This is a genomic window from Novosphingobium sp. BL-52-GroH (genome assembly GCF_044813085.1).
Lineage (GTDB): Bacteria > Pseudomonadota > Alphaproteobacteria > Sphingomonadales > Sphingomonadaceae > Novosphingobium.
In genome coordinates this window covers 42,055-67,195 of record NZ_CP171152.1, presented here as the reverse complement: position 1 = coordinate 67,195, position 25,141 = coordinate 42,055, and the positions used below count along the sequence as shown (strand labels likewise).

Annotated in this window: 21 protein-coding genes; 5 read left to right on the top strand and 16 right to left on the bottom strand. The window is 68.0% G+C overall.

Annotated elements, in window-relative coordinates; genetic code table 11:
- Positions 1–60: 60 nt before the first annotated feature.
- The 13 genes from ACFFDA_RS12950 to ACFFDA_RS12890 form a co-directional block, all read right to left on the bottom strand.
- Positions 61–2,235, bottom strand: a complete 2,175-nt coding sequence (locus ACFFDA_RS12950; RefSeq protein WP_404482907.1) for an EAL domain-containing protein — start codon at positions 2,233–2,235, stop codon at positions 61–63.
- A 342-nt stretch (positions 2,236–2,577) separates the two neighbouring features.
- On the bottom strand, positions 2,578–4,473 hold the full coding sequence (locus ACFFDA_RS12945) for an XrtA/PEP-CTERM system amidotransferase (RefSeq protein ID WP_404480866.1): 1,896 nt from the start codon (positions 4,471–4,473) through the stop codon (positions 2,578–2,580).
- Between the two features lie 9 nt (positions 4,474–4,482).
- Positions 4,483–6,045, bottom strand: a complete 1,563-nt coding sequence (gene xrtA / locus ACFFDA_RS12940; RefSeq protein WP_404480865.1) for an exosortase A — start codon at positions 6,043–6,045, stop codon at positions 4,483–4,485.
- Positions 6,035–7,261: a TIGR03087 family PEP-CTERM/XrtA system glycosyltransferase gene (locus ACFFDA_RS12935; RefSeq protein ID WP_404480864.1), complete on the bottom strand. Its 1,227-nt coding sequence runs from the start codon at positions 7,259–7,261 to the stop codon at positions 6,035–6,037. Before ACFFDA_RS12935 ends, xrtA begins: the two co-directional genes overlap by 11 nt.
- Positions 7,262–7,274: 13 nt before the next feature.
- The gene (locus ACFFDA_RS12930) at positions 7,275–8,351 is read right to left on the bottom strand and encodes a FemAB family XrtA/PEP-CTERM system-associated protein (RefSeq protein ID WP_404480863.1); all 1,077 of its coding nucleotides are present in this window, start codon (positions 8,349–8,351) and stop codon (positions 7,275–7,277) included.
- Complete coding sequence (locus ACFFDA_RS12925; protein WP_404480862.1) at positions 8,348–9,232, bottom strand: XrtA system polysaccharide deacetylase; 885 nt, start codon at positions 9,230–9,232, stop codon at positions 8,348–8,350. Before ACFFDA_RS12925 ends, ACFFDA_RS12930 begins: the two co-directional genes overlap by 4 nt.
- 15 nt (positions 9,233–9,247) lie before the next feature.
- Positions 9,248–10,492 carry an XrtA/PEP-CTERM system-associated ATPase gene (locus ACFFDA_RS12920; protein WP_404480861.1) on the bottom strand — a complete coding sequence of 415 codons (1,245 nt, stop codon included), beginning with the start codon at positions 10,490–10,492 and terminating at the stop codon, positions 9,248–9,250.
- Positions 10,493–10,504: 12 nt separating this feature from the next.
- A complete protein-coding gene (locus tag ACFFDA_RS12915; RefSeq protein WP_404480860.1) occupies positions 10,505–12,241 on the bottom strand; it encodes a preprotein translocase subunit YajC in 1,737 nt (578 codons plus the stop codon).
- Entirely contained in the window at positions 12,238–13,320 is a 1,083-nt protein-coding gene (locus tag ACFFDA_RS12910; protein ID WP_404480859.1) for a capsular biosynthesis protein, read from the bottom strand. The genes ACFFDA_RS12915 and ACFFDA_RS12910 overlap by 4 nt, the downstream gene beginning before the upstream one ends.
- Before the next feature lie 10 nt (positions 13,321–13,330).
- Positions 13,331–14,854, bottom strand: a complete 1,524-nt coding sequence (locus ACFFDA_RS12905) for an XrtA system polysaccharide chain length determinant (protein WP_404480858.1) — start codon at positions 14,852–14,854, stop codon at positions 13,331–13,333.
- 15 nt (positions 14,855–14,869) lie between these two features.
- Positions 14,870–15,511, bottom strand: a complete 642-nt coding sequence (locus ACFFDA_RS12900; RefSeq protein WP_404480857.1) for an XrtA/PEP-CTERM system exopolysaccharide export protein — start codon at positions 15,509–15,511, stop codon at positions 14,870–14,872.
- A gap of 298 nt (positions 15,512–15,809) precedes the next feature.
- Entirely contained in the window at positions 15,810–17,036 is a 1,227-nt protein-coding gene (locus ACFFDA_RS12895) for a pyridoxal-dependent decarboxylase, exosortase A system-associated (protein ID WP_404480856.1), read from the bottom strand.
- Positions 17,033–18,571: an acyl-CoA ligase (AMP-forming), exosortase A system-associated gene (locus ACFFDA_RS12890; protein WP_404480855.1), complete on the bottom strand. Its 1,539-nt coding sequence runs from the start codon at positions 18,569–18,571 to the stop codon at positions 17,033–17,035. Before ACFFDA_RS12890 ends, ACFFDA_RS12895 begins: the two co-directional genes overlap by 4 nt.
- 28 nt (positions 18,572–18,599) lie before the next feature.
- On the opposite strand from ACFFDA_RS12890, the gene ACFFDA_RS12885 reads away from it, so the two are divergent.
- The 4 genes from ACFFDA_RS12885 to ACFFDA_RS12870 are packed head-to-tail and all read left to right on the top strand — an operon-like array spanning position 18,600 to position 21,371.
- Positions 18,600–19,616, top strand: a complete 1,017-nt coding sequence (locus ACFFDA_RS12885) for a GNAT family N-acetyltransferase (protein ID WP_404480854.1) — start codon at positions 18,600–18,602, stop codon at positions 19,614–19,616.
- Between the two features lie 36 nt (positions 19,617–19,652).
- The gene (locus ACFFDA_RS12880) at positions 19,653–19,913 is read left to right on the top strand and encodes an acyl carrier protein (RefSeq protein WP_404480853.1); all 261 of its coding nucleotides are present in this window, start codon (positions 19,653–19,655) and stop codon (positions 19,911–19,913) included.
- A gap of 10 nt (positions 19,914–19,923) precedes the next feature.
- Positions 19,924–20,598 (top strand): hypothetical protein, encoded by a 675-nt coding sequence (locus ACFFDA_RS12875; protein WP_404480852.1) that lies wholly within the window; start codon positions 19,924–19,926, stop codon positions 20,596–20,598.
- Entirely contained in the window at positions 20,595–21,371 is a 777-nt protein-coding gene (locus ACFFDA_RS12870) for a hydrolase 1, exosortase A system-associated (protein WP_404480851.1), read from the top strand. Before ACFFDA_RS12875 ends, ACFFDA_RS12870 begins: the two co-directional genes overlap by 4 nt.
- Positions 21,372–21,407: 36 nt before the next feature.
- Here the strand turns inward: ACFFDA_RS12870 and trxB are convergent, their stop codons facing one another.
- Entirely contained in the window at positions 21,408–22,379 is a 972-nt protein-coding gene (gene trxB / locus ACFFDA_RS12865; protein ID WP_404480850.1) for a thioredoxin-disulfide reductase, read from the bottom strand.
- Between the two features lie 155 nt (positions 22,380–22,534).
- Between trxB and ACFFDA_RS12860 the strand changes: the two genes are divergently transcribed.
- A complete protein-coding gene (locus ACFFDA_RS12860) occupies positions 22,535–23,404 on the top strand; it encodes an alpha/beta fold hydrolase (protein ID WP_404480849.1) in 870 nt (289 codons plus the stop codon).
- Between the two features lie 49 nt (positions 23,405–23,453).
- Here the strand turns inward: ACFFDA_RS12860 and ACFFDA_RS12855 are convergent, their stop codons facing one another.
- Both ACFFDA_RS12855 and ACFFDA_RS12850 read right to left on the bottom strand, forming a co-directional pair.
- Positions 23,454–24,233 carry a tyrosine-protein phosphatase gene (locus ACFFDA_RS12855; protein WP_404480848.1) on the bottom strand — a complete coding sequence of 260 codons (780 nt, stop codon included), beginning with the start codon at positions 24,231–24,233 and terminating at the stop codon, positions 23,454–23,456.
- A gap of 298 nt (positions 24,234–24,531) precedes the next feature.
- Positions 24,532–24,735 carry a hypothetical protein gene (locus ACFFDA_RS12850; protein WP_404480847.1) on the bottom strand — a complete coding sequence of 68 codons (204 nt, stop codon included), beginning with the start codon at positions 24,733–24,735 and terminating at the stop codon, positions 24,532–24,534.
- Positions 24,736–25,141 lie beyond the last annotated feature (406 nt).

Below are 25,141 nucleotides of genomic sequence, written 5' to 3'. Positions count from 1 at the left end.
ACCGCATCGCTGCGGCCGCCACAATGGATAATGGTTAGTTAACGAGGCATCAAGGAATTTTTAACCAATCAGTCGTGCCCGCCGGCCGGAAACGAAGTCCAGGAAATCCCGGTATGGGACAGGACGGCTGATGTAGTAGCCCTGCACCAGGTCGCACTGCATGCCCGTGAGCATCTCGAGAACCTTCGCCGTCTCCACGCCTTCCGCCACGACCACGCGGTCGAGCGAGTGCGCCATCTCGATAATGGACTGCACCAGAAGCAGGTCGTCCTTACGACCTTCCATCAGGGAAACGAACGTCTTGTCGATCTTCACTTCGCTGGCCGGCAGGTAGCGCAGATAGTCGATCGTCGCGTTGCCGGTGCCGAAATCGTCGATTGAGAGGCGCAGCCCCGACTGGACAAGCCGCTGGAGCATCTGAAACGTGCGCGAGCTGCGATCGAGGCGATCGGTCTCGGTGATTTCGAGGATCAGGCGATTCGGAGACAACCCGTGGGCCGCCAGGATTTCGGAGATCATGCCGGGAAGACCCGGGTTGCGCAGTAGCTGGGCCGAGATGTTGACCGACATCGTCATTTCGTAGCCGGCGCGTTCCAGATCGACCGCGACCCGCACCGCGTCGTTGATGACGAAACGGGTGATACGCTCGATCCGATGGAATTCCTCGGCGATGCGGATGAACTTGTCCGGGCTGATCGGGCCGCGCTCGGGATGGGTCCAGCGGACCAGCGCCTCGGCTCCGCAGATGCGATTGGAGCGCAGTTCGAGCTTGGGCTGGTAGGCGACCCACACCTCGCCATTGTCGATGGCGCGATCGAGCGAGGTGAGCAGGGATATCTCCCACTGTGCCTCGTGCTTGCGGCCATCGTGCTGGTAGACCAGTTCGTCGTTGCGCACGGCTTCTTCTGCGGCCTGCATCGCGCTCGCGACACGGCTTGAAAGCGCACGGTCGAATTCGGAATCGATGCCGCAGTTGAACGAGAGGTCGACGTCGATCCCGCCCACCTGGATGCCGTTCTGGACGATCCGATGAAGGCCCTCGAGATTCTCGAACAGGTCAAAAGTGCTGCGGATTGACGAGAGCCAGACGAACATTCCGCCCTCGTGGTATATGAGCACGCTTTCGTCGCTGATGCGAATCCGGCGAACGATCTCCTTCGCGAGCTGCGCCTCGACATGTTCTGCGAAGCTGCCGATGATCGCTCCGTAATTGCGGATCTTGAGCGAGACGAGAATGCGGGTCGAAAGGTCGCCCGAATTGCGTAGCGCCTGCACGCTGGGAAGCCCCGATCCGGTGTTGGTCTCGCCGGCCTCCTCGACGCGATCGAGATTACGCATGCGGATGACAGCAACCAGCGCCACCGAAAGGGCCGGAATTATGTCGACCTGGATACTGAAGTAATCGAGCAGGAACGGAACCGCGCCGAGAATGGCCACCAGCCCGGTGAAACGGTAGATGTCCAGCATCCGCCCACGCCCCAAACCCGACACAATGACGATCATGACCAGCAGGAACGGCGGAAACCATCCGTAATTTTTGGGTATTCCATGCTTAAGCGTCTGGGCCCCGATAACGTGGAAGAACCCGCCCGGGGCATTCACGTTCTGACCCGGTATGCGGTGCACATCGTTGAGGCTGACTGCGGCTGCGGCGACGACGACGTCTTTCCCGCGAACTTTCGCCCGCTCGAAATTATCACGCATGACATCAATGTAGCTCAATGTCGGAATCGTGCTCACCGCCGTCGAAAAGTCGGGAAAGAACAACTCGTCCGAACGCGTTTTCACGCCAGCGAGTTGGACCGCCAACGAGGGAATGCGGCCGTCCACGCTATCCGACGAGTACGGTAGCTGCACGTTCAAGTTTAGCGGACGATGCAGCACCAGGGTCGAAACGGGAGTCGCATAGGCGCGAAACTCCTTGAGCGGCAAAGCAGCGTAATTGCCTTTCGAAAGGTCATCACCGGGCGTAGCGCCCAGAAAAACGCGACCCGGGTGTTGCTTCAACACTTCGACGAATTTGCGATCATCGTCGGCATTTCCGCGCTTGGCGAAAGATCGCGCAAAGTAGACGTCTCGCGCGCCTGCCGCGAACAGGCGCCGCAGCACTTCGGCGTCGTCAGCGTGGGTAACGTCCAGCGCGCCGAGCTCATCCAGGGTTCGCTCGTCCTGCTGGACCACGATGACTTGCTGATCCGAAGCATGGAGGCGCGACCACCAGCGAATGTTGCGCATGCCGTCCTCGAGCGGAAGCCCGAGGCCGCTGACGCCCATCGCCAGGCCCGTCAGCGCAGCCCAGAACACTATCCGGACGCGTGGTCTTTTCCAGAAATCGCGGACCTTGGTGAAGATGCTGGTCATGGCTCGACACTCGCGCGGGGGCGCACGACATGCACCGTCGTCGCGGAAATTCTCCGCTTCGAATACCGGCAATGGCGACCGATTCTGTTCATCTACGTCCCGCAATGACGCTTCGTCACAGCCGGGCTACAGCAAAGGTCCTAAGAATGAGTGTAGTTAATCCCGATCGCGTCGCCGAAAGCGACGGACTCGCTCATCGGGGGAGCGGGAGGCACTTTAACCGACACCAAGCCCGGTAAACGCCTTGTCAAGCATGAGCAATTGCCACAGCAGGCGCGAATTGTCGGCGGCTCCCGCGACATGCGCGTCGACGAGGCCGGACAGGCGCCGGGTGTCGAACCATCCGGTGCGGGCAAGTGCCGCGCCGCCGGCGATCTCGCGCGCGGTTTCGGCCAGCGGACCACGGAACCACTGGGCGATCGGCGTCACGAAACCCTGCTTGGGGCGATAGAGGATGTCGTCCGGCAGGTAGCGGCGCATCGCCTTCTTCATCAGCCACTTGCCCTGCCCACCGTGCACACGCATCGTTTCAGGCAGGCTTGCGGCAAACTCGATCAGGCGATGGTCGAGCAAGGGCTCGCGCGCCTCCAGGCTGACCGCCATGCTGGTGCGGTCGACCTTGGTGAGGATGTCGCCCGGCAGCCAGACCTTGAGGTCGGCATATTGCGCCTGGTCGAGCCCCGAGCGCGCGGGCGCCGAGCGCATCAGCGCCAGCACCGGGTCCTCGGCACGGTAATCGCCGCGCAGGCGGCGGAAATCGTCGGAGTATAGTCCCTCGCGCAGTTCCGGCGGCGCGAAGGCCATCGAGCGGGCGTAACCTTGCGCCGAATTGCCCGCGAGCGAGAGCAGCGTCGACTTCGCGCGCAAGGGACGCGGCGCCCAGTCGGCCTTGGGATAAAGCGCGCCGAGCGTGCCGAACACCGGGCCGCGCAAGGCCTGCGGCAGGAGCGAGCGGACCCGGTCCTCGCCGCTTTGGAAGACGTGGCGGCGATAGCCGGCCAGCGCTTCGTCGGCACCGTCGCCCGAGAGCGCCACCGTCACCGATTCGCGCGCGAGCTGGCATACGCGCCAGGTCGGTAGGGCGGAGGCATCGGCGAATGGCTCGTCGAACATGCCGGCAAGCTGGTCGATCGCGCCGAAATCGTCCGGCGAGACCTGCCGGGCCGCATGGTCGGTGCCGAACAGGCGGGCGACTTGCGTGGCGTAGGCACTTTCGTCCAGCCCGGCGACGTCGAAGCCGATCGAGCAGGTCCGCACCGGCCGCCCGCTCGCCTCGGCCATCAGCGCAACGACGCTGGAACTGTCGACGCCGCCCGATAGGAACGCGCCCAGCGGGACGTCGGCGACCATGCGCGAGGACACCGCCTGGCGCATCAGATGCACCAGTTCGGCCTCGAGGTCGGCGGGCTTGCCACGGCGGCGCTCGGCGAAGGAGACGTCCCACCACTGGCTCGGGCGCGGCAGTGACTGGCCGTGATAGAGCAGCAGCGAATGGCCGGCGGGCAGCTTGTGCACCCCCTTGAGGATAGCGCGGTCGTCGGGGACGTAGCCCCAGGTCAGGTAGTCCTCGATCGCCAGCGGGTCGACCTCGCGCCGCAGCAGCGGGTGCGCCATCAGGGCCTTGAGCTCCGAGCCGAAGGCAATGCTCCCATCGCTGAGCGGGGCGTAATAGAGCGGCTTCACGCCGAGCCGGTCGCGGGCGAGGAACAGGCTGCGCGCTTCCAGGTCGTAGATCGCGAAGGCGAACATGCCATGGAGACGCGTCACGCAGTCGGGACCCCAGCGCTGCCACGCGGCGAGGATGACCTCGCTGTCGCCGTCGGTGCGGAAGGTGGCGCCGGCGTTCTTAAGCTCCTGGCGCAGCTCGCGGTAGTTGTAGATCTCGCCGTTGAAGACCAGCATCGCCCGGCCGTCGAGCGAGGGCATCGGCTGCGGCGAGCCGGCGAGATCGATGATCGACAGGCGGCGATGGCCCAGACCCACGCCCGGCGCGGTCCATACGCCCTGCCCGTCCGGTCCGCGATGGGCGATCGCGTCGCACATCGCCTCGACCCGGGCGGGATCGACCGGCTTGGGCGTCTCGAGATGATAGATACCGGCGATACCGCACATAAGTCGGAGCTACCTGAGCTGGATCACACGGTCCACCCATCGGTCGAGCGGCCCTGTGGATGCACGGAAGGCGGCGATCGACTTTTCCGCCGCGCCGCGCGGGGCATCCTCGGACGAGAGGATCAGCGTGGCGGTGGGTTCGGCGCGCAGCAGCAAGTGGTCGCCGATGACGGCCAGCTTGAGGCTCGCGTTGCTGCCCGAGAACAGCGCCCCGTTGCGATACCAGGTCACGGCGACCCGCTCGACCGTGCCGTTGCCGAGGAGACGGTCGCTGGCACCCCCGGCCACGGCCGGACCCGGCGATTGCCAGGCCCAGGGGCTCTTGGGCATGAGCGCACCTTGCCCGAAGCCCCCGGCTTCGCGTCCGTCGCCCTGGCTGGCGTAAAGGGCGATGAAGACGTCGACGGTGTGCCCCGCCCCATCGCGATAGCGGCCGAGCAGGCGGTGCTCGGCGCCCTGGGCATGCGGCTCCCACCAGATGGCGGGGGCATAGTCGACGCGGGTCCAGCCGGCGACTTGCGGCAGGTCGATGCGGCGGGGCATCGGCGCTTCCAGCCGGTCCGCCACGAGCGCCCAGCCCCATGCCGCCGCAAGCACCAGCGCGAAACCGGCCAGCGCGGCACGACTGGACAAGGCATGGGTTTCCAGACGGCCCGCCCATTCGGAGCGGTTGATGGTAGCGGCGTCGATCATGGGATCGTTGATCGGTCGGTCGAAGAAGCGCCAGGCCCCGGCGATCACGAGAGCCAGGACGATGGCGAAGAAGAACCAGCCGTAGACGATGTGGTCGAACCCGGCCGCCACCTCCACGCCCCAGATCTGCGCGGCATAGATCGTCCCCCAGGCACGCACGCCATTGGCGAGGATCGGCACCGCCACGCAGGCAACCAGCATCGCGGCGCGGCGCTTCCAGGCGAGGAAGCAGACGTTGGCGGCGAGCACGCCGAACGCCACCATCGCGATCAGGAACTTCACGCCCGAGCACGCCTCCGCCACTTCGAAGAGGCCGGCAGGGGTGTCGATGAAAACGCCGTCGATCTCGGCCGGGATGCCGCTCAGGTGCGTCAGCGCGATGGTGATTTCGGCAGTGACGGTCTGGAGGACCTTCACCAGCTCCTCGCCCACGGGGACGAGGAAGACGAGGTAGCACAACGGGAACCACAATCCGGCGGTCACGCGAACGCCCAGCAGCAACGGCACGCAGGCGCCCAGCATGGCGACCGCACCGGCCTGGCGGGCAAGGTCGAGCCCGGAGATCGCGCCCAGCAGCCACAGGAAGGCGGCGGCGGCGAACAGCACGAGCCCCGGCCACCATGCGCGCGGCGCAAGCTTCTCCAGTTCGGGCCAGCGCTGCCACACCAGCCAGCCGAGGATCGGCGGGATCAACAGGATGTGGTTGTAGGTCGAGATATCCCACCATTGCCGCGCCATCGCCGCCCAGTCAGCGAAGAAGGCCGCGAACAGCACGGCCCAGGCGAGGCCAAGCCGGACCAGCGCCGACTGCCAGTGCGGCGCGATCGCACGCCAGTTTCGGGCGGGAGCGGCGGCCAGGGCGCTCGCGTCAGGCTGCATCGACAGGGCTTTCGTTCAGGAAGCCGAGGTATTCGGGCAGGCGCGCCAGGGCCGCCTCCCAGCTTGCGTGATCGATGATCCACTTGCGTGCGCAGGCGCCCATCTGCTCCGCCAGGTCCGGCGCGCGGCCGAGGTCGAGCAAGGCCTGGGCGATCGCCGCGTCGCTTTCGCGCACCGCGAACTCCTGCCCGTCGAGCGCGTCGATCCCGGTGGCCGCGCCCGGCGAGAGCACCACGGGCAGTGCCATGGCCATCGCTTCGAGCACCTTGTTCTGCACTCCGCGCGCGATTTCCAGCGGCACGAGCGCCATGTCGGCGGCAGCGAGCCAGGGGCGGATGTCGTCCACCCGGCCCCAGACGTGGATGCCGTCCTTGCCGCCGCGCGCCAGGAGCGCCGCCGCGGGATTGCGCCCGACGACATGGAGGCTCGCATCCGGGTACACCTCGCGTACCAGCGGCATGATCCGGTCGATCGCGCGAGTCACCGCCTCGACGTTGGGGGCATAGTCCATCTGCCCGGTGAAGACCACGCGCGGGCCAGGACAGGCGAGCATCCGCGGCTCGGGCACGACGCCCACCGGATCGAAATAGGCGGCGTCGAGCCCGTTGCCCATCGCGCGCACACGGCCGCTGCCTTCAGGCAGGCGCGAGCGAAGCAATGCGGCTTCGGCCCGGCTGATGAGCAGCGTCACGTCGGCGGCGGCGGCGATACGCGCCTCCTCGGCGCGCAGCAGCCGGGCCTCGCGCTTTTCCATCCAGGCGCGCAAGCCCCGGCCCCTGGCGGCATAAGCTTCGAACTTGACCGAATCGACGTCGACGAGATCGGCGACGAGGCGGCCCCTGAAGTCTTCAGGCACGTATTGCGCCATCTGGCCGGAAAACACGAAGATCGCCTCAATCGGCCGCTCGGCCAGCACTTGCGCGACGTAGGCTTCGAGGCGCGGGTCGTGGAAAGCCGGCAGGCTCAGCGCCCGGCCGCCGGCCAGCGCCTGTGCGCCCGCGACCGGGAGAGCCTTACGCCGGTGGACGAGGCGATAGCTGGCGGCAAGCGCGGCCAGGTCCGCCTCGAAACGGTCGTCATTCTCGTCGTCGGCGAACGTCGCGACGTGGACCGGGGCCAGCCGCCCCAGCGCCTTGAGGACGTGGTGCGAGCGGATCTTGTCGCCGCGATCCGGCGGAAACGGGATGCGGTGCGACAGGAACAGGATTTCCCCCATCAGCCGAGGTCCCTCACCCGATGCCCCTGGCGATCAGCGGGCCGAGGCGGTTGGCGAGGCCGAGCGGCAGGCGCTGCCACACCTTGATCTGCAGCGAGAGCTTGGCGCTGGTCGGATCGGCATCGCGCCTGGCGGTGCCGGGCTGGGTCCAGGTGGCATAGGTCAGCGGTTCGGGCTCGAAACCCCAGTTGCGCTTGAAGTGGTAGGCGCCGCTCAGCGTCTTGGAGCGACCGAAATCGAAGACGCTCGCACCGCGTCGCCGCGCATGGAGCATCAGCTCGTAGTACATCCGGTCGTTGGCGCGCAGCCGCCGCGCGTCCCAGGTGCCGCCGCCCCAGTACGGCATGACCGCGCCTTGGTGGTAGAGGCTGATGACGCTGGCGACCGGCTTGCCCTCGTGCCGCACGGTCAGGATGTCGGCATCGGCGCCGAAGGCATCGACGACACCATCGAGCAGCGCGCGCGGAAACACGGGCGTGCCGAGGTTGCGGTAGCTCTCGCAGAACACCGCATAGTGCGCGGCGCGGTCGGCCTCGGAGGTGCCGACGTCGATGGTCAGGTCGATCCCCAGCGAGCGGCGCACTTCGGCACGCTGCTTGCGCGGGATCGCGGTCAGTTGCGCCTCGTCGTCGATGGCGAGCGGCCGGGCGAAGTTGGCATGCGATTCGGTCTTGAGCGTCCAGCCCCCCCCTTCGCCGGGCAGGACGCCGCCGCGCAGTTCGATCGCCGGGCACGACAGGCGCCGGGCCAGTTCCTCGACCGCAGCGAAGACCGCATCGGCCTCGGCGCCCTCGACGGCCAGCAGGCCGCCGCCGACCGCGAAGCCGGTCGAAGCGAGCAGGCGGCCGAAAATCGGCGAATGGATCGCATCGAGCGGCAGGAAGGCGACGATCTCGCCGCCCCGCTCCTGCACCAGCGCCAGCGCCTCGTTGCCCGTGGCGCGGGCGACCGCGACGAACCAGGCCGGGCGGTGGAACGGGGTGCCGAGCGGATGACGCGCGACGAAGCCTTCGAGCCGGGCGATCTCGCCGGGGTCGCGCAAGTCCGCGAGGCGCACGTCGGCTAGGCTCGGCACGAACGGTGCGTTCATGCCGCCAGTGCCACCGGCGCGGCAACGGTACGCGCGGCCTCTCGCGCGGCCAGTTCGTCCATGCGGCCCCAGCGGAAATCGCCGATCAGGCGGCCCAGCTTGTCGGCCATGACGCCGAGATTGGTGTAGTGGCGCAGCCGCGAGCGCAGCGGCGCTCCGGCCACGCGCGGCTGGCCGGGATCGATCTCCCAGGGGTGGAAATAGAACACCGCCGGTCGCTCGTCCTCGCGGTTGACCTGCCGGATCGCCCAGCGCGAAAAGCCATAGGGCAGCACACGGAAGAACCCGCCGCCGCCGGCTGCCAGACGCCGTCCGCCGAACTGTGCGGTGGTCACCGGGATTTCCACGAGGTCGCTGTCGGCGATCGGCTTGAACGCGAAGCGCGGCGCCTCGCGCCAGCCGTAGTGGTCGTGCGCGATGGGCGCGACGCTGGAGCTATAGGCATAGCCCTGCTCCGCCAGCACCTCGAAGGCCCAGGGCGTGCGCGCGTCGATCGAGAAGCTGGGCGCACGGTAGCCGGTAACGGCCTCGCCCGAGGCATCCTCGATCACCCGGCGGGCGCGGGCGATGTCGGCGGCGAAGTCGGTGCGGCCGAGGCGGAACACGCGCTCATGATCCCAGCCGTGGCTGGCGATCTCGTGGCCTTGCGCGGCGATGCGACGCATCAGCGCGGGATGGCGCTCGGCGACCCAGCCGAGGGTGAAGAACGTGCCCTTGACGCCCGCATCGTCGAATAGCTGGAGGATCTCGTCGCAATTGCGCTCCACGCGCATGGCGAGGCCGCTCCAGTCGTCCCGGGCGATCACCTTCTCGAAGGCACCGACCTGGAACCAGTCCTCGACGTCGACCGAGAGGCCGTTGATCTGGGTGCCGAAAGGCATCGGTTCAAGCTCCGATCAGGCGACGTTGCGCTGGCCGTCGCCGGTTTCGATCCACTCGATCAGCATGGTGAGCGTGTGGCGCAGCGTACGGGCCTGCTCGTCCAGGCGCGCTTCCAGCTTCTCGGTGCGGGCGGCGGCCTGGGCCAGCTCGGCCTGGAGCGTCGCGATGGCCTCGCGCGCGCCGTCGTCCGCGGTATTCGTGGCGGCATGGGCAGCCGCCTCGTCGCGCGCTTCGGCGGCAGTGGCGAGTTCGACCACGGCGGACTGCAGTTCGACGATCTGCGCGTCGCGATCGGCCAGGGCCGCCTCGATCAGCGAGATCGCTTCCGCCGCATTGATCGCGTCGACGGGGGCCGGCGCCGCCGCCGCCTCGGGCTGCGCGAAGGCACGGACCGGCGCTGCGAAGACTTCGGGCTCGGCCTGTGGCGGCGTCACCACCGCCAGCGCGCCGTCGTCGCTCATCTCGTCGAGCACCTGCGTGAGCATGGCGGTGTCGATATGGTCGCGCTGGTCGACCGCGCCGAGCAGCAGCAGGCGGTTGACGATCTGGTTGATCCGGCGCGGAATGCCGCCGGTCGCCTCGTGGATCGCGGCGAAGATGTCGGGGTCGAAGCCGGGATTGCCGGTCCAGCCCACGCAGTTCAGGCGGTGCTCTACATAAGGCTGCACTTCGCGGACCTGCATCGCGCCCAGGTGGTGCGTCGCGATCACGCGCTGGCGCAACTGTTCGAGCTGGTTGCTCTCAAGCAGCGTCTCGCGGAATTCCGGCTGGCCCAGCAACAGCGTCTGCAGAAGCGGGTGTGCACCGAGCTGGAAGTTGGAGAGCATCCGCAGCTCCTCCAGTGCGCTGATCGACAGGTTCTGCGCCTCGTCGACGATCAGCAGGCAGCGCCGTCCGGCGCGGGCCTCGTCGTGGAAAAACGCCTCGATGGCGCCGAGCGCCGAGGCCTTGTCGTGGCCCGAGACCGGAATGCCGAACGACTGCGCGACGACGTGGACGATCTCCTCGCCGTCGAGCGCGCTGGTCACTACGTTGGCGGCAGTCATCCGCGCGGGGTCGATCGTCGCCATGAGGTAGGCGACGAGCGTGGACTTGCCCGCGCCGACCTCGCCGGTGATGACCACGAAGCCCTCGCCCTGGGCAAGGCCATAGCCGAGGTAGGACAGCGCCTTGCGGTGCGTCAGGCTCTCGAAATAGAAGGCCGGGTCGGGGGTGAGCTGGAAGGGCCTTGCGTCGAGCCCGTAGAAATCGTCGAACATGGCGTGGTTCCTTTAGAAGCTGTAGCGCAGGCCCGCGAGGGCCGAGGCGGTCCACAGGTCGTCGATCGCCGGTCGGTTGCTGCTGGTGCCATCGATGCCGACGGCGATCGTACCGCGCAGCCGCGGTCCGAACATGCGATAATAACTCGCCGATGCGCCATAACCGTTAACATTGTCGAGCAGTGGGTCGCTGCTGCTGATCCAGTTCGCATAAACGCTGGTGGACCAGCCGGCATCGCGGCCCAGTTCGCCGCTGACATAGGCCGTGAGCCAGTAGTTCTCGTCGATCACCCCGTCGGCCGAGGCCAGGATGGTGTTGCGCGCGGCGATGAAGTTGCGGCGGTCGTAGCCGAGGCCTACGCCCGCGTTGAGGCGGCCGATCCGCATCGAGTAGTTCGCCGAAACGCCCCGCGCCCGGAAGAACGCCGAGCGCACCGAGCCGAGCGCGCCGGACAGGCAGTTGCCCCCGTCGAGCGAGGCGACGCAGCCGCGCAGCTCGCCGGTGATCGGGTCGCGCACCACCTGGAAGTCGTCGGGCAACTGGTCGATCGCGCGGTTGAGTTGGCCACCGAAGCCGCCGACGTTGTCGTAGACCGAGATGGAAAGCTGGCTGCGGTCGTTGGGCGCATAGGCCAGCGTCCCGCCGAAACTGGTCGAGCCGTAGCGCCGCCCGACGTGGGCCGAGAGCGAGGTGCGGCGGCTGGGGCGCCACATCACCGCGACGTCCCAGATCAGCCCGCTGACGTCGTAGGCCATCTGGCGCGGCTGCGACTTGTCGGTGACATAGCGGCCGTCCGAGCCGACTACGGGAATGCCGTCCTCGTCGCGCAAAGCATCGCGGCTGGAAATTTCCACGTCTTCGTAACCGATCGCGCCGACGACCTGGACGGTGCGGCTGACGGGCACGGTGACCAGGCCGCGCACTTGCATGTCGCGAGCGCGCTGGTCGAGGTTGGAGATGTCCTCCTGGTAGAAGCTGCCGGCGGCGCCCACGCCGACGGGCAGCACGGTCCCCGGCGCGAAGCCCGCCTGGACATCGGCCATCTGGGTCACGCTCTTGTCGAAGATGTCGACGGAGGCGCCCGTGCTGTCGCGCAAGGCGTCGGACTGCTCGACCTTGGTGAAGCCGGCGCGGTAGTTGGCGGAAACGTCGAGGTCCCCTGCCCGGGTGGTTACCGATGGGCCCGCGTAGACCGAGTAGATAGAGGTCTTGTACTTGTCGTTGATGCCGCTGCCGGCCAGGGCCGAGCCGCCGTTGCCGACGTTGGCCTGCGTCGCCAGCCCGCCCGCCTCCAGCGTCACGCCCGGCACGATCGTGGTATAGCCCCGCGCGATGCCGCTGATCGCGTCGCCGTCGCGCGCATTCTTGCCCCAGCCGAACTGGCGCTCGTAGCGCACCGAGACCGATGCCCCGTTGTTGCGCCCCGAGATCGCGGCGTCGACGCCGACGGCAGCCTGCGTATAGGTCAGCACCTCGCTGCCCGGCGACAACTCGGCCGAGACGATCTGGTCGATCTCGATATAGGGCACGATGTCGACGCGCTTGCCGCCCTTGCCACGCCCCTCGCGCGAGCCGGCGCGGCCTGGCTTGCCGGTGGCGGCCCCGGACGAGCCCTGCCCGTCGCTCGATGCGCCGCTGCCGACGCCTTCGTAGCCGATCGACTGCGCGGAGGCACCGGCAGGTGCCGCCAACGCAAGGATCGTCGCCAGCGAGACCAGATGGCCCGATGACTGCTTCATGCGGATCATCCCCTGTATCCGTAATAGGACCCGAAGCGGCGGCCGCTCGGGCTGAACTGCGCCGCGTTCAGCAGCAGTTGGACGTTCGGGCAGGCGCCGAGGAGCGAGATCGCATCGTCCAGCGATCCGCGTCCGGTCTTGTCGGCGCGCACGATCACCATGGTCTGGCCCACGTACTTGGCCAGTTCCGCCGCGGGCGAGGCCGCCAGCGCCGGGGGCGAATCGAAGATCACGATGCGTTGCGGCGCGCCCTGGGTGAGGCGGTCCAGCACGCGGCCGGTGCGCGAACTGGAGAGATATTCGCTGTCGTGGCTGGTGGTGTCGCCCGCCGGGAGTACCCAGAGGCCGGGAATGTCGGTGCGCAGCACGCAGTCCGCCACGTCGAGTTCCTCGTCCATCAGCGCGTCCATCAGGCCCGGGCCGCCCGGCAGTCCGAGCGCGGAGAGGATCGAGGGCTTGGCGAAATCGGCGTCGACGAGGAGCACTTCGCTCTCCTTCTCGGCGGCGATCGACAGCGCGAGGTTGAGCGCGCAGTAGGTCTTGCCCTCGCCCGGATGGGGCGAGCTGACCAGGATGCGCTGGGCCATTGCCCCCGCCTTCTGGCGCCGCAGGTCCGCCGCCTGCACCAGGAGCTGGCGCTTGACGATGCGGAACTCCTCGAGAAGCTCGGTGACGGTGCCCTCGGGCACGATCAGGCCCTGCTCGCGCAGATGCTCGCGGTCGACCGGATGGGCTTCGCCGTGGAAGACGGCGGGCGGTTCGGCCGCAGCGACCGGCTCGACCGGCTCGGCCGGCGCGGCGACGGGCGCGGGCGCTGCGGCAGCGGCGGGACCAGGTTCAGGCGCAGGCGCAGGCGCCGATGCGGGGCGCTGTGCCTCGGGCGGCTTCACCGGGAAACGGCGGGCGGGGGCCTCGGGTGCGACCGGCAGCGGCTTGGCGATGATGCTGTTGAAGTCGAAGCGGCCGGCGGCACGCTCGAACAGCGATTCGCGGCCGGTGGCTTCGGCGCGGTCGGACGCGGCGTCGGACTGTCCGCCGGACTCGGCATCGGGCTGCGGCGGCACGGGGATCTTGCGATGATCGGTCATGTCGTTTCCCTCAGGCCACCATGCCGCGCTGGATGAACTCGGCGGCGAGCAGCACCACGAACAGCCCGCCGAGCGCGGCGCAACTGGCGTAGAAGTATTTCAGGCGCTTCGCGCGCAGGGCGCGGGCCCCGTCGGTCAGGCTCTGCGAGATGGCCCCGAGCACGGGCAGGCCGGTCGCCCGCTCCAGCCCTGAGGTCGTCGCGAACACCGACCGCACCCGGCTGAGCGCGAAGGCGGCGGCGCAGCCACCGGCAAGGCCTGCCACCAGCACGCCGAGCAACAGCACCGGGCGGTTGGGCGCCACGGGAGCGCGCGGGCTCGTCGGCGGGTCGACGACCTGGAACTTCACCGCCTCGCGCTCGGTCTTCACCTCGCCGCGCAGGCGCAGTTCCTCGCGGTCCTGCAGGAGCTTGTCGTACTGCTGGCGCAGCACGTCGTAGTCGCGGTTGATGCGGGTCGCCTGGGTGGCGAGTTCGGGGTCCTGGATCGCGGACGCGGTCGACGCAGCTATGTCCGACTGCAGCGCTGCCTTGCGCGACTGCATCGCCTGGACGTTCGCCAGCCGTTCGGCCCGGATCGACTGGAGCGAGCTGTAGGCCGGGTTGATCGTGCCGCCGCCGTTCGCCGCATCGCGCGAGGCCGGGCCCTGCAAAGCCGCGACCTGGTTGCGCGCGGCGATCACGTCGGGATGATTCTCGGTGAGGCCGCGGGCACGCATCCCGGCAAGGTCCGCCTGGGCACGGGCGAGCGCCGACTGCGGGCTGCCGTCGGCGATGCCGCCCGCGATCGTGCGCGGAGTGCCGGCCAACTGGCCGTCGATCGCCGCCAGAGCGCTCTGCGCGGCCGACAGGTCAGCCTCGAGGTCCCGCAGCCCGGCGCGCGAGGTTTCCAGGCGCTGGGCCAGCGCGGCACCGCCCAGCGCCATCTCGGGATGCGCGGCCTCGAAGGCGGTGCGCTTGGTCTCGGCCGATTCCAGCTCGCGTTCGCGCTGCTGGAGCTGCTGGTTCACGAACTCCAGCGTCTCGACCATGTCGCCGCGATCGCCCGAGAGGTTCTCCTCCCGGAAGATGTCGATCAGCTTCTGGGCGACGCTCTGCGCCAGCTTGGCGTTCTCGGCATCGGAGAAGGAGCTGTCGTTGGCAGTGGCGGTGATCTCGAAGAGATTGTCCTCCTGGCTCACCACCTTGACGTTGTTGCCCAGCTTGAGAACCGCCGCTTCCATCTGCTTGGGGTTCTCGATGGTGTCGCCCAGGCGCGTGGCGCGGACGACCTTCTCGAGATTGACGGCGCTGGTCAGGGTCTGGCGGATACGCTCGATGTCGCGCTTCTTGTCGGCCACGCCGATGCCCACCTGCTCGGCCAGTGCGTCGTCGAGCTGGATGAAGATGCGCGCGCGCGATTCGTAGGAGTTGGGGATCAGCGCGACCACCAGCCAGCCGGCGATGCAGATAGCCCAGGCCAGCGCCAGCGCGATCCAGCGACGGTGCCAGACGCTGTGGAGCGCGCTGAGCAGTTCTTCGTAGAGCGTGTCCATCGTGCCGGCGGGTCCTTAGAACATGCTCTCGGGAATGATGATGACATCGCCCGGGGCCAGCATCACGTTGGCCTTGCTGTCGCCCTTCTTGAGCAGGTCGCCCAGGCGCAGGTCGAATTCCTTCTGGGTGCCGCTGGCCTTGTCGAAGCGGATCAGGCGCGCCTTGTTGCCCGAGGCGTATTCCGACAGGCCGCCCACCGCGATCATCGCGTCGAGCACGGTCATGTTCGCACGATAGGGGATCGATGCCGGCTTCTCGGTCGCGCCGACGACGCGGATCTGCTGGCTGAACGTGCCGGAAAAGCCGTCGACGATGACCGAGACCAGCGGGTCCTCGATGTACTGCGAGAGCTGCAGGCGGATGTCCTGCGCCAGCATCGCCGGCGTCTTGCCGACGGCGGGCATGTCGGTGATGAGCGGCGTGGTGATGCGCCCGTCGGGCCGCACCTGCACTTTGGCGCCCAGTTCCGGGTTGCGCCAGACGAAGACGGTGAGCTGGTCGAGCGGGCCGATGACGTAGTCCTCGCCCGGCCCTTCCTGCATCGATACGAACGAGGCCGGCGGCAGCTGGGGTCCGGAAGTGGTCGCGCATCCGGTCAAGGCGACGCTGGCGAGCGCCGTGGCGGCCAGAAGTCGGGTGGAGCGGCGATGCGGCATGGAAACGTCCCTGTCTGCGCCTGCCCTGCCCCCTGCTGCACGCTGGGGGTGGGACCTGGCAAAATCCAGTATGCGGTATCGGTTGAAAGGGTGAATATTGCGTTAGCCTTGCAAGGCCAATTCAACGCGGGTCCCATAACGGGACGGAGCGAAATCAAGGGTTAACGGACAATTCGCCGTCCCGGGCCCGACCCTGGACCGTGGGCGAGGCCACGCCACCTCGCGCCGGGCCGCCATGCCGTCGGGGCCCATGGCGAGGCCCCGCCTGAAGGGTCGAACCCGGGACGACGAGGACATCTCAGACCAGCATCTCCTTCGCCGGCCCCTGCCCCAGGAACGCCGCCGGGCTCGCGCTCGCGCCATAGGCCCCGGCGCAGAACACCGCGATCAGGTCGCCCTCCTCCGCACGCGGGAAGCCGCCCTTGTCGGCCAGCTTGTCGAGCGGCGTGCACAGGCAACCGACGATCGAGGCCTCCTCCTCCACTCCGGCGCCAAAGCGCGTGGCTATGGCGGAAGGGTAGTTGCGCCGCACCACTGTCCCGAAATTGCCCGAGGCGGCGAGCTGGTGGTGCAGGCCGCCGTCGGTGACGAGGAACACCTCGCCATGGCTGACCTTGCGATCGACGATCCGCGCCAGATAGACCCCCGCCTCGCCCACCAGATAGCGGCCCAGCTCGATGCAGAACTCGGTTTCGCGCAGGACCTCGGGCAGCATCGCCAGCTGCGCGGCGAGGCGATCGCCCACCAGCGCAAGATCGACCGGGGTGTCGCCGGGGAAGTAGGGAATGCCGAGGCCCCCGCCCAGATTGCAGTGGGGCAGCGGGGCACCGCTCTCCTCGGCGAGCACGCCGGCGAGCGCAAGCGCCTGCCCTTGCGTCTCGGCGATGGCCTCGGCGTCGAGCGCCTGGCTGCCGGCGAAGATGTGGAAGCCGCGCCACTGTGCGCCGCTGTCGATGACGGTCCGCACCAGTGCCGGCACCCGTTCGGCATCGACGCCGAAGGGCTTGGCGCCGCCGCCCATCTTCATGCCCGAGCCCTTGAGGTCGAAGCTGGGATTGACGCGGATCGCGAGGCGCGGGGTCACGCCGATCCGCTCGGCGATGGCGATGGCGCGCGCGGCCTCGCCTTCGGATTCAAGATTGAGCGTCACGCCCGCGCGGATTGCCGCTTCCAGTTCGACATCGCGCTTGCCGGGCCCAGCGAAGCTGACTTTACCCAGCGGAAGGCCGGCGCCGCGAACGATCTCCAGCTCCCCACCCGAGGCGATGTCGAAGCCGTCGACCAGCCCCGCCATCAGCTCGAGCAGCGGCGGGAACGGGTTGGCCTTGACCGCGTAGTGCAGCGCCACGCGCGCGGGCAGCGCGGCGCGCAAGTCGGCGACGCGGCGGCGCACATGCTCCGCGCTGTAGAGGAACAGCGGCGTCGCGCCGGCGTCCTCCACCCATTGCGTCACCGGGCGGCCGGCCACGGCGAGGATACCGTCGATCGCCTCGTAGCCGGCGGGAATAGGACCCAGTGCCTTCATGCCGCCAGTTCCGCCGCAATCTGCGCGGCCAGGCCGGTGCGGTCGAGCTTGCCGTTGGGGCCGATGGGCATGGCATCGCGCCAGTGAATGACTTTGGGCTGCATGAAATTCGGTAGTTCCTGCATGAGCTTGCGCGGCAGTTCTGCCACCGCGTCCGAACTGGAGGGCGCCGCGCGGACCACGAGATGCACCGCCTGCCCCAGCCGTTCGTCGGCAACGCCCAGCGCCACTGCCTCGGCGACGAGGCCGGTGCCGAGCGCGGCGTCCTCGATCTCCTGCGGCGAGATGCGGTTGCCCGCGCTTTTTATCATCGCGTCGCGCCGGCCGACGAAATAGAGCAGCCCGTCGGCCTCGCGCCGGACCCGGTCGCCCGACCACACCGCGATGCCGCCATAATGCGAGGCGGCCGGTGCCGGTCTATAGCGTTCGGCAGTGCGCTCCGCGTCCTGCCAGTACCCTTGCGCTACCAGCGGGCCGCAATGGACCAGCTCGCCCTCCTCCCCGTCCCGGGCAATCTCGCCCAGATCGTCGACCACGAGGATTTCGGCATGAGGGATCGCCTTGCCCATCGAGGTCGGGTGGGTATCGACCAGCGACGGGTCCAGATAGGTCGAGCGGAACGCCTCGGTCAGCCCGTACATCGGGAACAGCCGCGCCTGCGGGAAAGCGCTGCGCAACCGGCGCACGAGATCGACCGTGAGCGCGCCGCCGCTGTTGGTCAGGCGGCGCAGTCTGCCGGCGGTTTCGCGCGGCCAGTCCATCTCGCAGACCTGCACCCACAAGGGTGGGACGGCGGCCAGTGTGGTGATGGCGTGGCGCTCCACCGCCTTCACCAGATCGCGCGGCATCAGGTAGTCGAGCGGGACGACGCAGCCGCCCGCGTACCATGTCGAGAGCAACTGGTTCTGCCCGTAGTCGAACGAGAGCGGCAGCACCGCCAGCGTCCGGTCGTCCGCGGCGAGCCCGAGGTAGCCGGCGACGCTTTCGGCCCCCAGCCACATGTTCGCATGGCTGAGCATCACCCCCTTGGGCCGCCCGGTCGAGCCGCTGGTATAGAGGATGGCGGCCAGATCGTCGGGGTCGGCCTCGGAGGGCAGCATCGTGCCGCCGAGGTCGGCGGCGGTCGTCAGCGCCTCGTCCTCGGCCAGCAGGCGGCAGGCTTCCGGCACGTCGGCCACGGCCAGCGTCTTGAGGCGGGCGGCCGTGCCGATCAGCAGCACGGCGCCGCTGTCGGCCAGGATATGGGCGACCTGGGCGTGCTTAAGCAGCGGGTTGACCGGAACGTGCACCAGCCCGGCGCGCGCCGCCGCCAGCGGCATCAGGCAGGTCAGTTCTCCCTTCGCGGCCCAAGTGGCGATTCGCGCACCCTTTTCCGGCACTTCCCGCGCCAGCCAGGCGGCGAGGCGGGAGACACGCGATCTTAAGTCCTTCCAGCTAACCACGCCTTCCCGCAGGACCAGCGCGTCGTCGGGATCGTTCCCGCGCAAGGCCAGATGGTCGAGCGGCAGGATCGGTGTATCGGGACTGCCCGGCATGTGAAGGAAAGGCTCCGCGAGGGTTTACGTGGTAAAGGTCGATTATCACTCCGATCTTAAGGAAGTGCAATCGGATGAGCGGCTTGCAGCCCTGCTCTCCGAAGCGCGCCAGCATGCGCCGTTCGATCGGCTGGCGTGGTGGCAAGGGCTGGCGGCACACTGCGGGCTCACGCCCCTGCTGGTCGTGGCGCAGGACGCAGACGGCCACGCCGTCCTGCCGCTGGCGGGCGGCGGGGGGCATCTGACCGGCCTTTCCAACTGGTACACCTTCCGCCTGCGCCCCATTCTCTCGAGCGCCGAGGCACCGCTGGAAGCGCTTGCGCGCGACCTCGCGGCGCGTGCCCATCGCGTCACCCTGTCGGGCATCTGCGACGAGGACGCCAGCGCCTCGATCACCGAGCGGGCCTTCCGCAAGGCCGGCTGGCTGGTCCGCCGCGAGGTTTGCGACACCAACCACATCCTTGCCCTGGCCGGTCGCTCCTGCGAGCAATACCTGGCCACTCGCCCCGGCAAGCTGCGGACCACCCTCAAGCGCAAGTCGGGCAAGGTCGTCACCCGCGTTCTCGACCATTTCGACGAGGCCGCCTGGGCCCAGTACGAATTGATCTACGCCGAAAGCTGGAAACCGGAGGAAGGCTCACCCGACTTCCTGCGCGCCTTCGCGCAGGCCGAAGGCGCTGCAGGACGCCTGCGACTCGCCCTCGCCCACCCCGCCGATGATGCCGAGGGCCCCGCCATCGCCGCGCAGATGTGGACGGTGGAAGGCGGAACCGCCTTCATCCACAAGCTGGCCCACCGCGAGGCGGCAAAGCCGCTTTCGCCCGGATCGGTGCTCACTGCCGCACTGATGGCCCGTGTGATCGATGGGGACGGCGTCGCGCTGGTCGACTTCGGCACCGGCGACGATCCCTACAAGCGCGACTGGATGGAAGGGCAGCGCCCACGTTACCGGCTGGACATGTTCCGTCCGTTTTCACCCCGCAACTGGCCGATTCTGGCGAAGATGGCCTTGCGCGACCTTGCCGCGCGCGCGAAGCGCGGCTAGAGGCCGCCGCGTTAATAAAGAGAGTGCCGAGGGGCCATGCCAGACGAAACCGACCTGCTGCTGCGTCGCATCCTGACGGATGTGCTTGGCCTCGCGCCAGGCCAGGCCGATGCCTTCGATGCCGACACGGGCCTGTTCGGGCACTTGCCGGAACTGGACTCGATGGCCGTGGCCGGGCTCCTGACCGAACTGGAAGACCGCCTCGACATCATGATCGACGACGAGGAGATCGACGGCGAGATGCTGGAAACCTACGGCGGCCTCCTCGCCTTCACCGAGGCGAAGCGCGCCAGTTGATGAGCGGCAGATGACCCCGTCGAGCTGGCCCTGCCCGCTCCCCGGCGGGGGCACATGCGAGGAATACGCGCTCCAGTTCGACGCCGGCCGCCGGTCGCGCCTGCTGGTCGTCCCGGCGCTGTTCGACGAAGGCAACCGCATGCGGCGTTTCACCGTCGAGGTCATGCGCCGCCTCGACGCCATCGGCATCGACAGCTTCCTGCCCGACCTGCCCGGCTGCAACGAGAGCCTGCAGCCGCTCGAGGCGCAGGACCCCACCGACTGGCTGGACGCGATGACCGCCGCAGCCCGGCATTTCGGCGCCAGCCATGCGCTCGGCATTCGCGGCGGCTGCCTGTTCACGCCCCAGCGCCTCCCGGCGTTCCACTATGCCCCGGTCAAGGCTGCCGCGACCCTGCGCCAGATGGTCCGCGCCCGCATCCTGTCCGCGCGCGAAGCGGGACGCGAGGAACACCGCGATGCTCTCGCGCAGGAAGCCCTGGCTCGGGGGATAACGCTGGCGGGATACCGGCTTGGCGCCGACTTCTACCGGCATTTCGAGCCGATGACGCCCGATGCCTCGGCCACCGCGATTGCCCAGGAGCACGTCGGCGGTGCCGGCCTGTGGCTGCGCGCCGAGCCCGACGAGAACGCCGAGCAGGCCGGGGCGCTCGCCGCTATCCTTGCCGACGAGATCGCCGCATGACCCGCCGCCACCTGACGTTCGCCTGCGAGGGCAACGCGCTCGTCGCAACGCTGGACAGCGCGCCCGGACGCACCGGGCTGCTGCTGGTTTCGGGCGGCAACGAAGTCCGTGCCGGCGCCTGGAACGGCCAGGCCATGTTCGCGGCCCGGATCGCCGCGCAGGGCTTTCCTGTCCTGCGCTTCGACCGGCGCGGGGTGGGCGACAGCGAAGGCGCCAACGGCGGCTTCCGCTCCAGCGCCGCGGACATCGCCGCCGCGCTCGCGACCTTGCGCAAGGAGTGCCCCCAGGTCGACCGGGTGGTGGCCTTTGGCAACTGCGATGCGGCCAGCGCCCTCATGCTGGCGCGTGGCGCCGGGCTCGACGCGCTGGTCCTGTCCAATCCCTGGACCATCGAGGACGAGGCGGAAGCGGCCCCGGCCGAAGTCGTGCGCGACCATTACCGGCGCCGTCTTGCCGATCCGGCGGCGATCAGGCGATTGCTGACCGGTCAGGTCTCGCTGGCGAAACTGGCCCGCAGCCTGGTCTCCGCAATACGGCCCACCCCCGCTTCGCCCGATGGGCTGGCGGCGCAAATCGCCTCGGGAATTTCCGGTTTTGCCGGAGAGGTGCGGTTTCTCGTCGCAGGGCGCGACCGGACGGGTCTCGCGTTCCTGTCGCACTCGGACAAGGCCGATCCGCGCATACGGATCTGCGCGGAGGCGACGCACAGCTTCGTCGAACCCGAAGCGCAGGAGTGGCTGACCAAGCAGGTGCTGGAACTGCTGCGCACCTGATCGTGGTCCCGGGTCGAGCCCGGGACGACGCCTGCCTCAGCCCTGTACCGTCTCGGTGATCCCGGCGAACTCCTTGGCCGCAAGATAGCGCTCGGCGTCGAGCGCGGCCATGCAGCCCATGCCGGCCGCGGTGATGGCCTGGCGGTAGACATGGTCGGACACGTCGCCTGCCGCGAAGACGCCCGGCACGTCGGTCTTGGGCGTGCCCGGCTGGACCAGCAGGTAGCCGGTCTCGTCCATCGCCAGCTTGCCCTTGAACAGCTCGGTCGCCGGCGCGTGGCCGATCGCGACGAAAGCGCCGTCGGTCAGCAGTTCGCTCTGTTCGGAGGTGACGGTGTCGATCAGCGCAAGCGCGCGCAGGGCGCCGTCCTCGCCGGGAAGGAAACGGTCGACCCGCTTGTTCCATTCGACCGTGATCTTCGGGTGCGCGAAAAGGCGGTCCTGCAGGATCTTTTCGGCGCGCAAAGTGTCGCGGCGATGGACCAGCACCACTTCGGTCGCGTGGTTGGTAAGGTAGAGCGCTTCCTCGACCGCGGTGTTGCCGCCGCCGATCACCACCACCTTCTTGCCGCGGTAGAAGAAGCCGTCGCAAGTCGCGCAGGCCGAGACGCCCTTGCCCGAAAGCTCCTGCTCGCCGGGCACGCCCAGCCACTGCGCCTGCGCGCCGGTCGCGATCACCAGCGTCTCGCCTTCGTAGATGTCGCCGCCGTCGCCGGTCGCGATGAACGTGTCGCCCGAAATGTCGACCGAAGTGATCGTGTCCCACAGCATGCGGGTGCCGACGTGGACTGCCTGGGCCTCCATCTCCTGCATCAGCCAGGGACCCTGGATGACTTCGCGGAATCCGGGGTAGTTCTCGACGTCGGTAGTGATCGTCAGCTGGCCACCGGGCTGCAGGCCCTGCACGACGATCGGCTCCATCCCCGCGCGCGCACCATAGATGGCGGCGGAAAGGCCGGCAGGGCCGGAACCGATGATGAGCATGCGGGTCTTGTGCGTGGTCGCCATGTCTGTGTCTCCGGCGTGAATGTGTTGCGGCGCGAAATAGGGACTGGGAGGGCCGTTTGCCAAGCAGGGCAAGCCCCAAGCTTTTATTTCATCCCCGCAATTCCGACATCTCCCGATGGATTGACCTTCGTGCCGTCGCGCGCCAATCGATGGCCATGACCCAACTCGGCCCCACGTCCAACCGCTTCGTCTCGCAGCGCCTGCGCCTGAACTACGTCGATTGGGGCAATCCCGAGGCGCCGCCGCTGATCCTCCAGCACGGCGGACGCGACCATTGCCGCAGTTGGGACTGGGTGGCCGAGGAGCTGCGCCACGACTGGCATGTCATCTGCCCGGACTTGCGCGGCCACGGCGACAGCGAGTGGTCGCTCGAAGGCCATTACGGCATGGACGCCTTCGTCTACGACTTCGCACAGCTGGTCCACACCCTGGGGCACAACCAGGTGACGATCATCGCCCACTCACTGGGCGGCAACATCGCCACGCGCTTCACCGGGCTCTATCCCGAGAAAGTCGCCAGGTTCGTCAACATCGAGGGCCTCGGACCGCCGACCGGCCTGCGCCGGGAACAGGAAGCGGACGGCGCCGATCGCCTGCGCCAGTGGATCGCCGACAAGCGCAAGGCCTCGGGCCGCTCGGTGCGCAAGTACGCCAGCCTGCGCGACGCCTACCAGCGCATGAAGGAGGAGAACGGCTTCCTTACCGACGAGCAGGCCCGCCACCTCACCATCCACGGCGCCAGCCGCAACGAGGACGGCACCTGGAGCTGGAAGTTCGACAACTACCTCAACGTCTGGTCGACCACGGACCTGCCCACCGATCTCGTGGTGGCGCTGTGGGAGGCGATAACCTGCCCGGTGCTGCTGTTGTGGGGCAAGGACAGCTTCGCCAGCAGTCCGGCCGGCGACGGCCGGATCGACCATTTCCCGAGCGCGCGGCTGATCGAATACGAGAACGCGGGCCACTGGCTGCACCACGACCAGTTCGACCGGTTCATGGGAGACGTGAAAGCGTTCCTGGCCTGAGAGGCTGCCTGGAAAATGCCTGGCCGGCATTTTCGCATCCGGCGCCGGCTCATTCCACCAGCGCGTCCCGCAGTCGTTCGCGCTTGCCCTCGTCGAGGCCCAGCGCCTCGGCGAGGTAGGCATCGACGCTGCCGTGGCGTTCGCCGACCGCCGCCCAGGCCGCGTCGAGATATTCGGGTTCGACGCCCATCAGCACCCGGACCACGTCCTCGTCCATGGGGCCGCTGACGACGCGGATGGTCTCGGCACCCGCGGCGATGCGCGCTTCGACGTCGCCGGCGGTGTTGGTGAGCAGGTAGTCGTCCATGATGTCGTCGCGGTGGACGCCGAGCGCGGCATGCAGCATCGCGACCGCGATTCCAGTACGGTCCTTGCCGGCCATGCAATTGACGAGGCTTGGCCCATCGCCCTGGGCAAGGCGATCGAACCAGTCGCGCACCATCGCCTGAAGTTCGGGGCGGAAGGCGATCGTGCCGTAGATGCGCATCAGGCTCTCGCGCATGGTTGCCGGGGTGCGCTGGCGCACGCCTTGCGCGGCCGCGACGTGCGGGGCCAGCCGTACTTGCGGGTCCGCTGCGAGAAACACTTGCGCGGCAAAGGGTTGCGGGCGGCGACAAGGGTGCGCATCGCGCTCCTTCGAGGTCCGCAGGTCGAACACGGACGCCAGGGCGAGGTCGGCGATCCGCGCGAGGTCCGCATCGCTCGCTCCGTGGTGCTGGCCCGACCGCCACACCGCCGCCCGCTTCATCCGCCCGCCTCCGGACAGCACATAGCCGCCCGCGTCACGGAAATTGTGGACCCCCTCCAGGGGCAGGACACGATCGTTCATGTGCTTGTCCAGGTCTCTTGCCAGATCACTCGCCAGGCCCTCCGGTTGCCCGATGGCGGCGGCGCCTGCCTATCCCGTCACGGACGATCGGCGCAAGGATTTCGCAAGGGGGACAAGGCGCGCGGTGGCGGAGCGCGCTTGGCCGGCGAGGACGAGAACGAGGCCGGACAAGAAAAAGGCGGCCGCAAGGCCGCCTCAGGTCGCTGTCGATGCACCTTGCGGAGCGATCGACGGCGCGTGGGACGAGACATCGCGCCAAGGCGCGCGGCTCCGTCCGAAATGAACCCGCCTGCGACCGTCAGGCCAGCAGGAAGTATCCCAGTGCGGCCCAGCAGGCCATGCAGAGCAGGATCGCGACAATCAGGCCGCGACCGTCATGCTCTTCCTCGCTGCTTCCCATGCGCTGGGCGGCGTAGACCATCCCCGCAGGAAGCCGCGCGGAGAACTTGCGCGTGTCCGAAAAACGTTCGAAACGGATAATATTTTCCTCGGCGACCTTCATGTTTCATCCTCAATGGCCGAGACGTTTCGCAAGCGCTTCTGCGCCTGCGCCGTCCTGATCTATCCCACGACGTTCACCTGTTGGCGTCACGTCCCAATCTGTTTGCTGTCGAACATATAACAGAAACTGACATATTATTCCAGAATATCCCGAATGCCTCACATGATTTTAATCTCTGGACGCAATGTGAAACTATCATAAATTTTAACGTAATTTTATTTCTGTTGCGGAGAATATTTCTTGGTTCCGCCGTGCTTGATTTTTGCACCGCAAAATACCCCATTGCCCCGGGATTTCAGCGTTTTGCAATCGTTGCGCATGATCGGCGCGGGTTTTGTACTGCAAGGCAGCAGGACCATATCGACCGGACTGTGCACCGCAACACACAAGCTCCGAACCAAGCGGC

Coding starts and splice junctions, on each gene's coding strand:
- ACFFDA_RS12895 (WP_404480856.1), bottom strand. CDS start 17,036: ATGAAGGCACTGGGTCCTATTCCCGCCGGCTACGAGGCGATCGACGGT.
- ACFFDA_RS12900 (WP_404480857.1), bottom strand. CDS start 15,511: ATGCCGCATCGCCGCTCCACCCGACTTCTGGCCGCCACGGCGCTCGCC.
- ACFFDA_RS12930 (WP_404480863.1), bottom strand. CDS start 8,351: ATGAACGCACCGTTCGTGCCGAGCCTAGCCGACGTGCGCCTCGCGGAC.
- ACFFDA_RS12925 (WP_404480862.1), bottom strand. CDS start 9,232: ATGCCTTTCGGCACCCAGATCAACGGCCTCTCGGTCGACGTCGAGGAC.
- ACFFDA_RS12850 (WP_404480847.1), bottom strand. CDS start 24,735: ATGAAGGTCGCCGAGGAAAATATTATCCGTTTCGAACGTTTTTCGGAC.
- ACFFDA_RS12945 (WP_404480866.1), bottom strand. CDS start 4,473: ATGTGCGGTATCGCCGGTATCTATCATCTCGAGACGCCCAAGCCGGTC.
- trxB (WP_404480850.1), bottom strand. CDS start 22,379: ATGGCGACCACGCACAAGACCCGCATGCTCATCATCGGTTCCGGCCCT.
- ACFFDA_RS12905 (WP_404480858.1), bottom strand. CDS start 14,854: ATGGACACGCTCTACGAAGAACTGCTCAGCGCGCTCCACAGCGTCTGG.
- ACFFDA_RS12855 (WP_404480848.1), bottom strand. CDS start 24,233: ATGAACGATCGTGTCCTGCCCCTGGAGGGGGTCCACAATTTCCGTGAC.
- ACFFDA_RS12950 (WP_404482907.1), bottom strand. CDS start 2,235: ATGCGCAACATTCGCTGGTGGTCGCGCCTCCATGCTTCGGATCAGCAA.
- xrtA (WP_404480865.1), bottom strand. CDS start 6,045: ATGCAGCCTGACGCGAGCGCCCTGGCCGCCGCTCCCGCCCGAAACTGG.
- ACFFDA_RS12935 (WP_404480864.1), bottom strand. CDS start 7,261: ATGGGGGAAATCCTGTTCCTGTCGCACCGCATCCCGTTTCCGCCGGAT.
- ACFFDA_RS12910 (WP_404480859.1), bottom strand. CDS start 13,320: ATGACCGATCATCGCAAGATCCCCGTGCCGCCGCAGCCCGATGCCGAG.
- ACFFDA_RS12890 (WP_404480855.1), bottom strand. CDS start 18,571: ATGCCGGGCAGTCCCGATACACCGATCCTGCCGCTCGACCATCTGGCC.
- ACFFDA_RS12920 (WP_404480861.1), bottom strand. CDS start 10,492: ATGTTCGACGATTTCTACGGGCTCGACGCAAGGCCCTTCCAGCTCACC.
- ACFFDA_RS12875 (WP_404480852.1), top strand. CDS start 19,924: ATGACCCCGTCGAGCTGGCCCTGCCCGCTCCCCGGCGGGGGCACATGC.
- ACFFDA_RS12860 (WP_404480849.1), top strand. CDS start 22,535: ATGACCCAACTCGGCCCCACGTCCAACCGCTTCGTCTCGCAGCGCCTG.
- ACFFDA_RS12880 (WP_404480853.1), top strand. CDS start 19,653: ATGCCAGACGAAACCGACCTGCTGCTGCGTCGCATCCTGACGGATGTG.
- ACFFDA_RS12870 (WP_404480851.1), top strand. CDS start 20,595: ATGACCCGCCGCCACCTGACGTTCGCCTGCGAGGGCAACGCGCTCGTC.
- ACFFDA_RS12915 (WP_404480860.1), bottom strand. CDS start 12,241: ATGATCCGCATGAAGCAGTCATCGGGCCATCTGGTCTCGCTGGCGACG.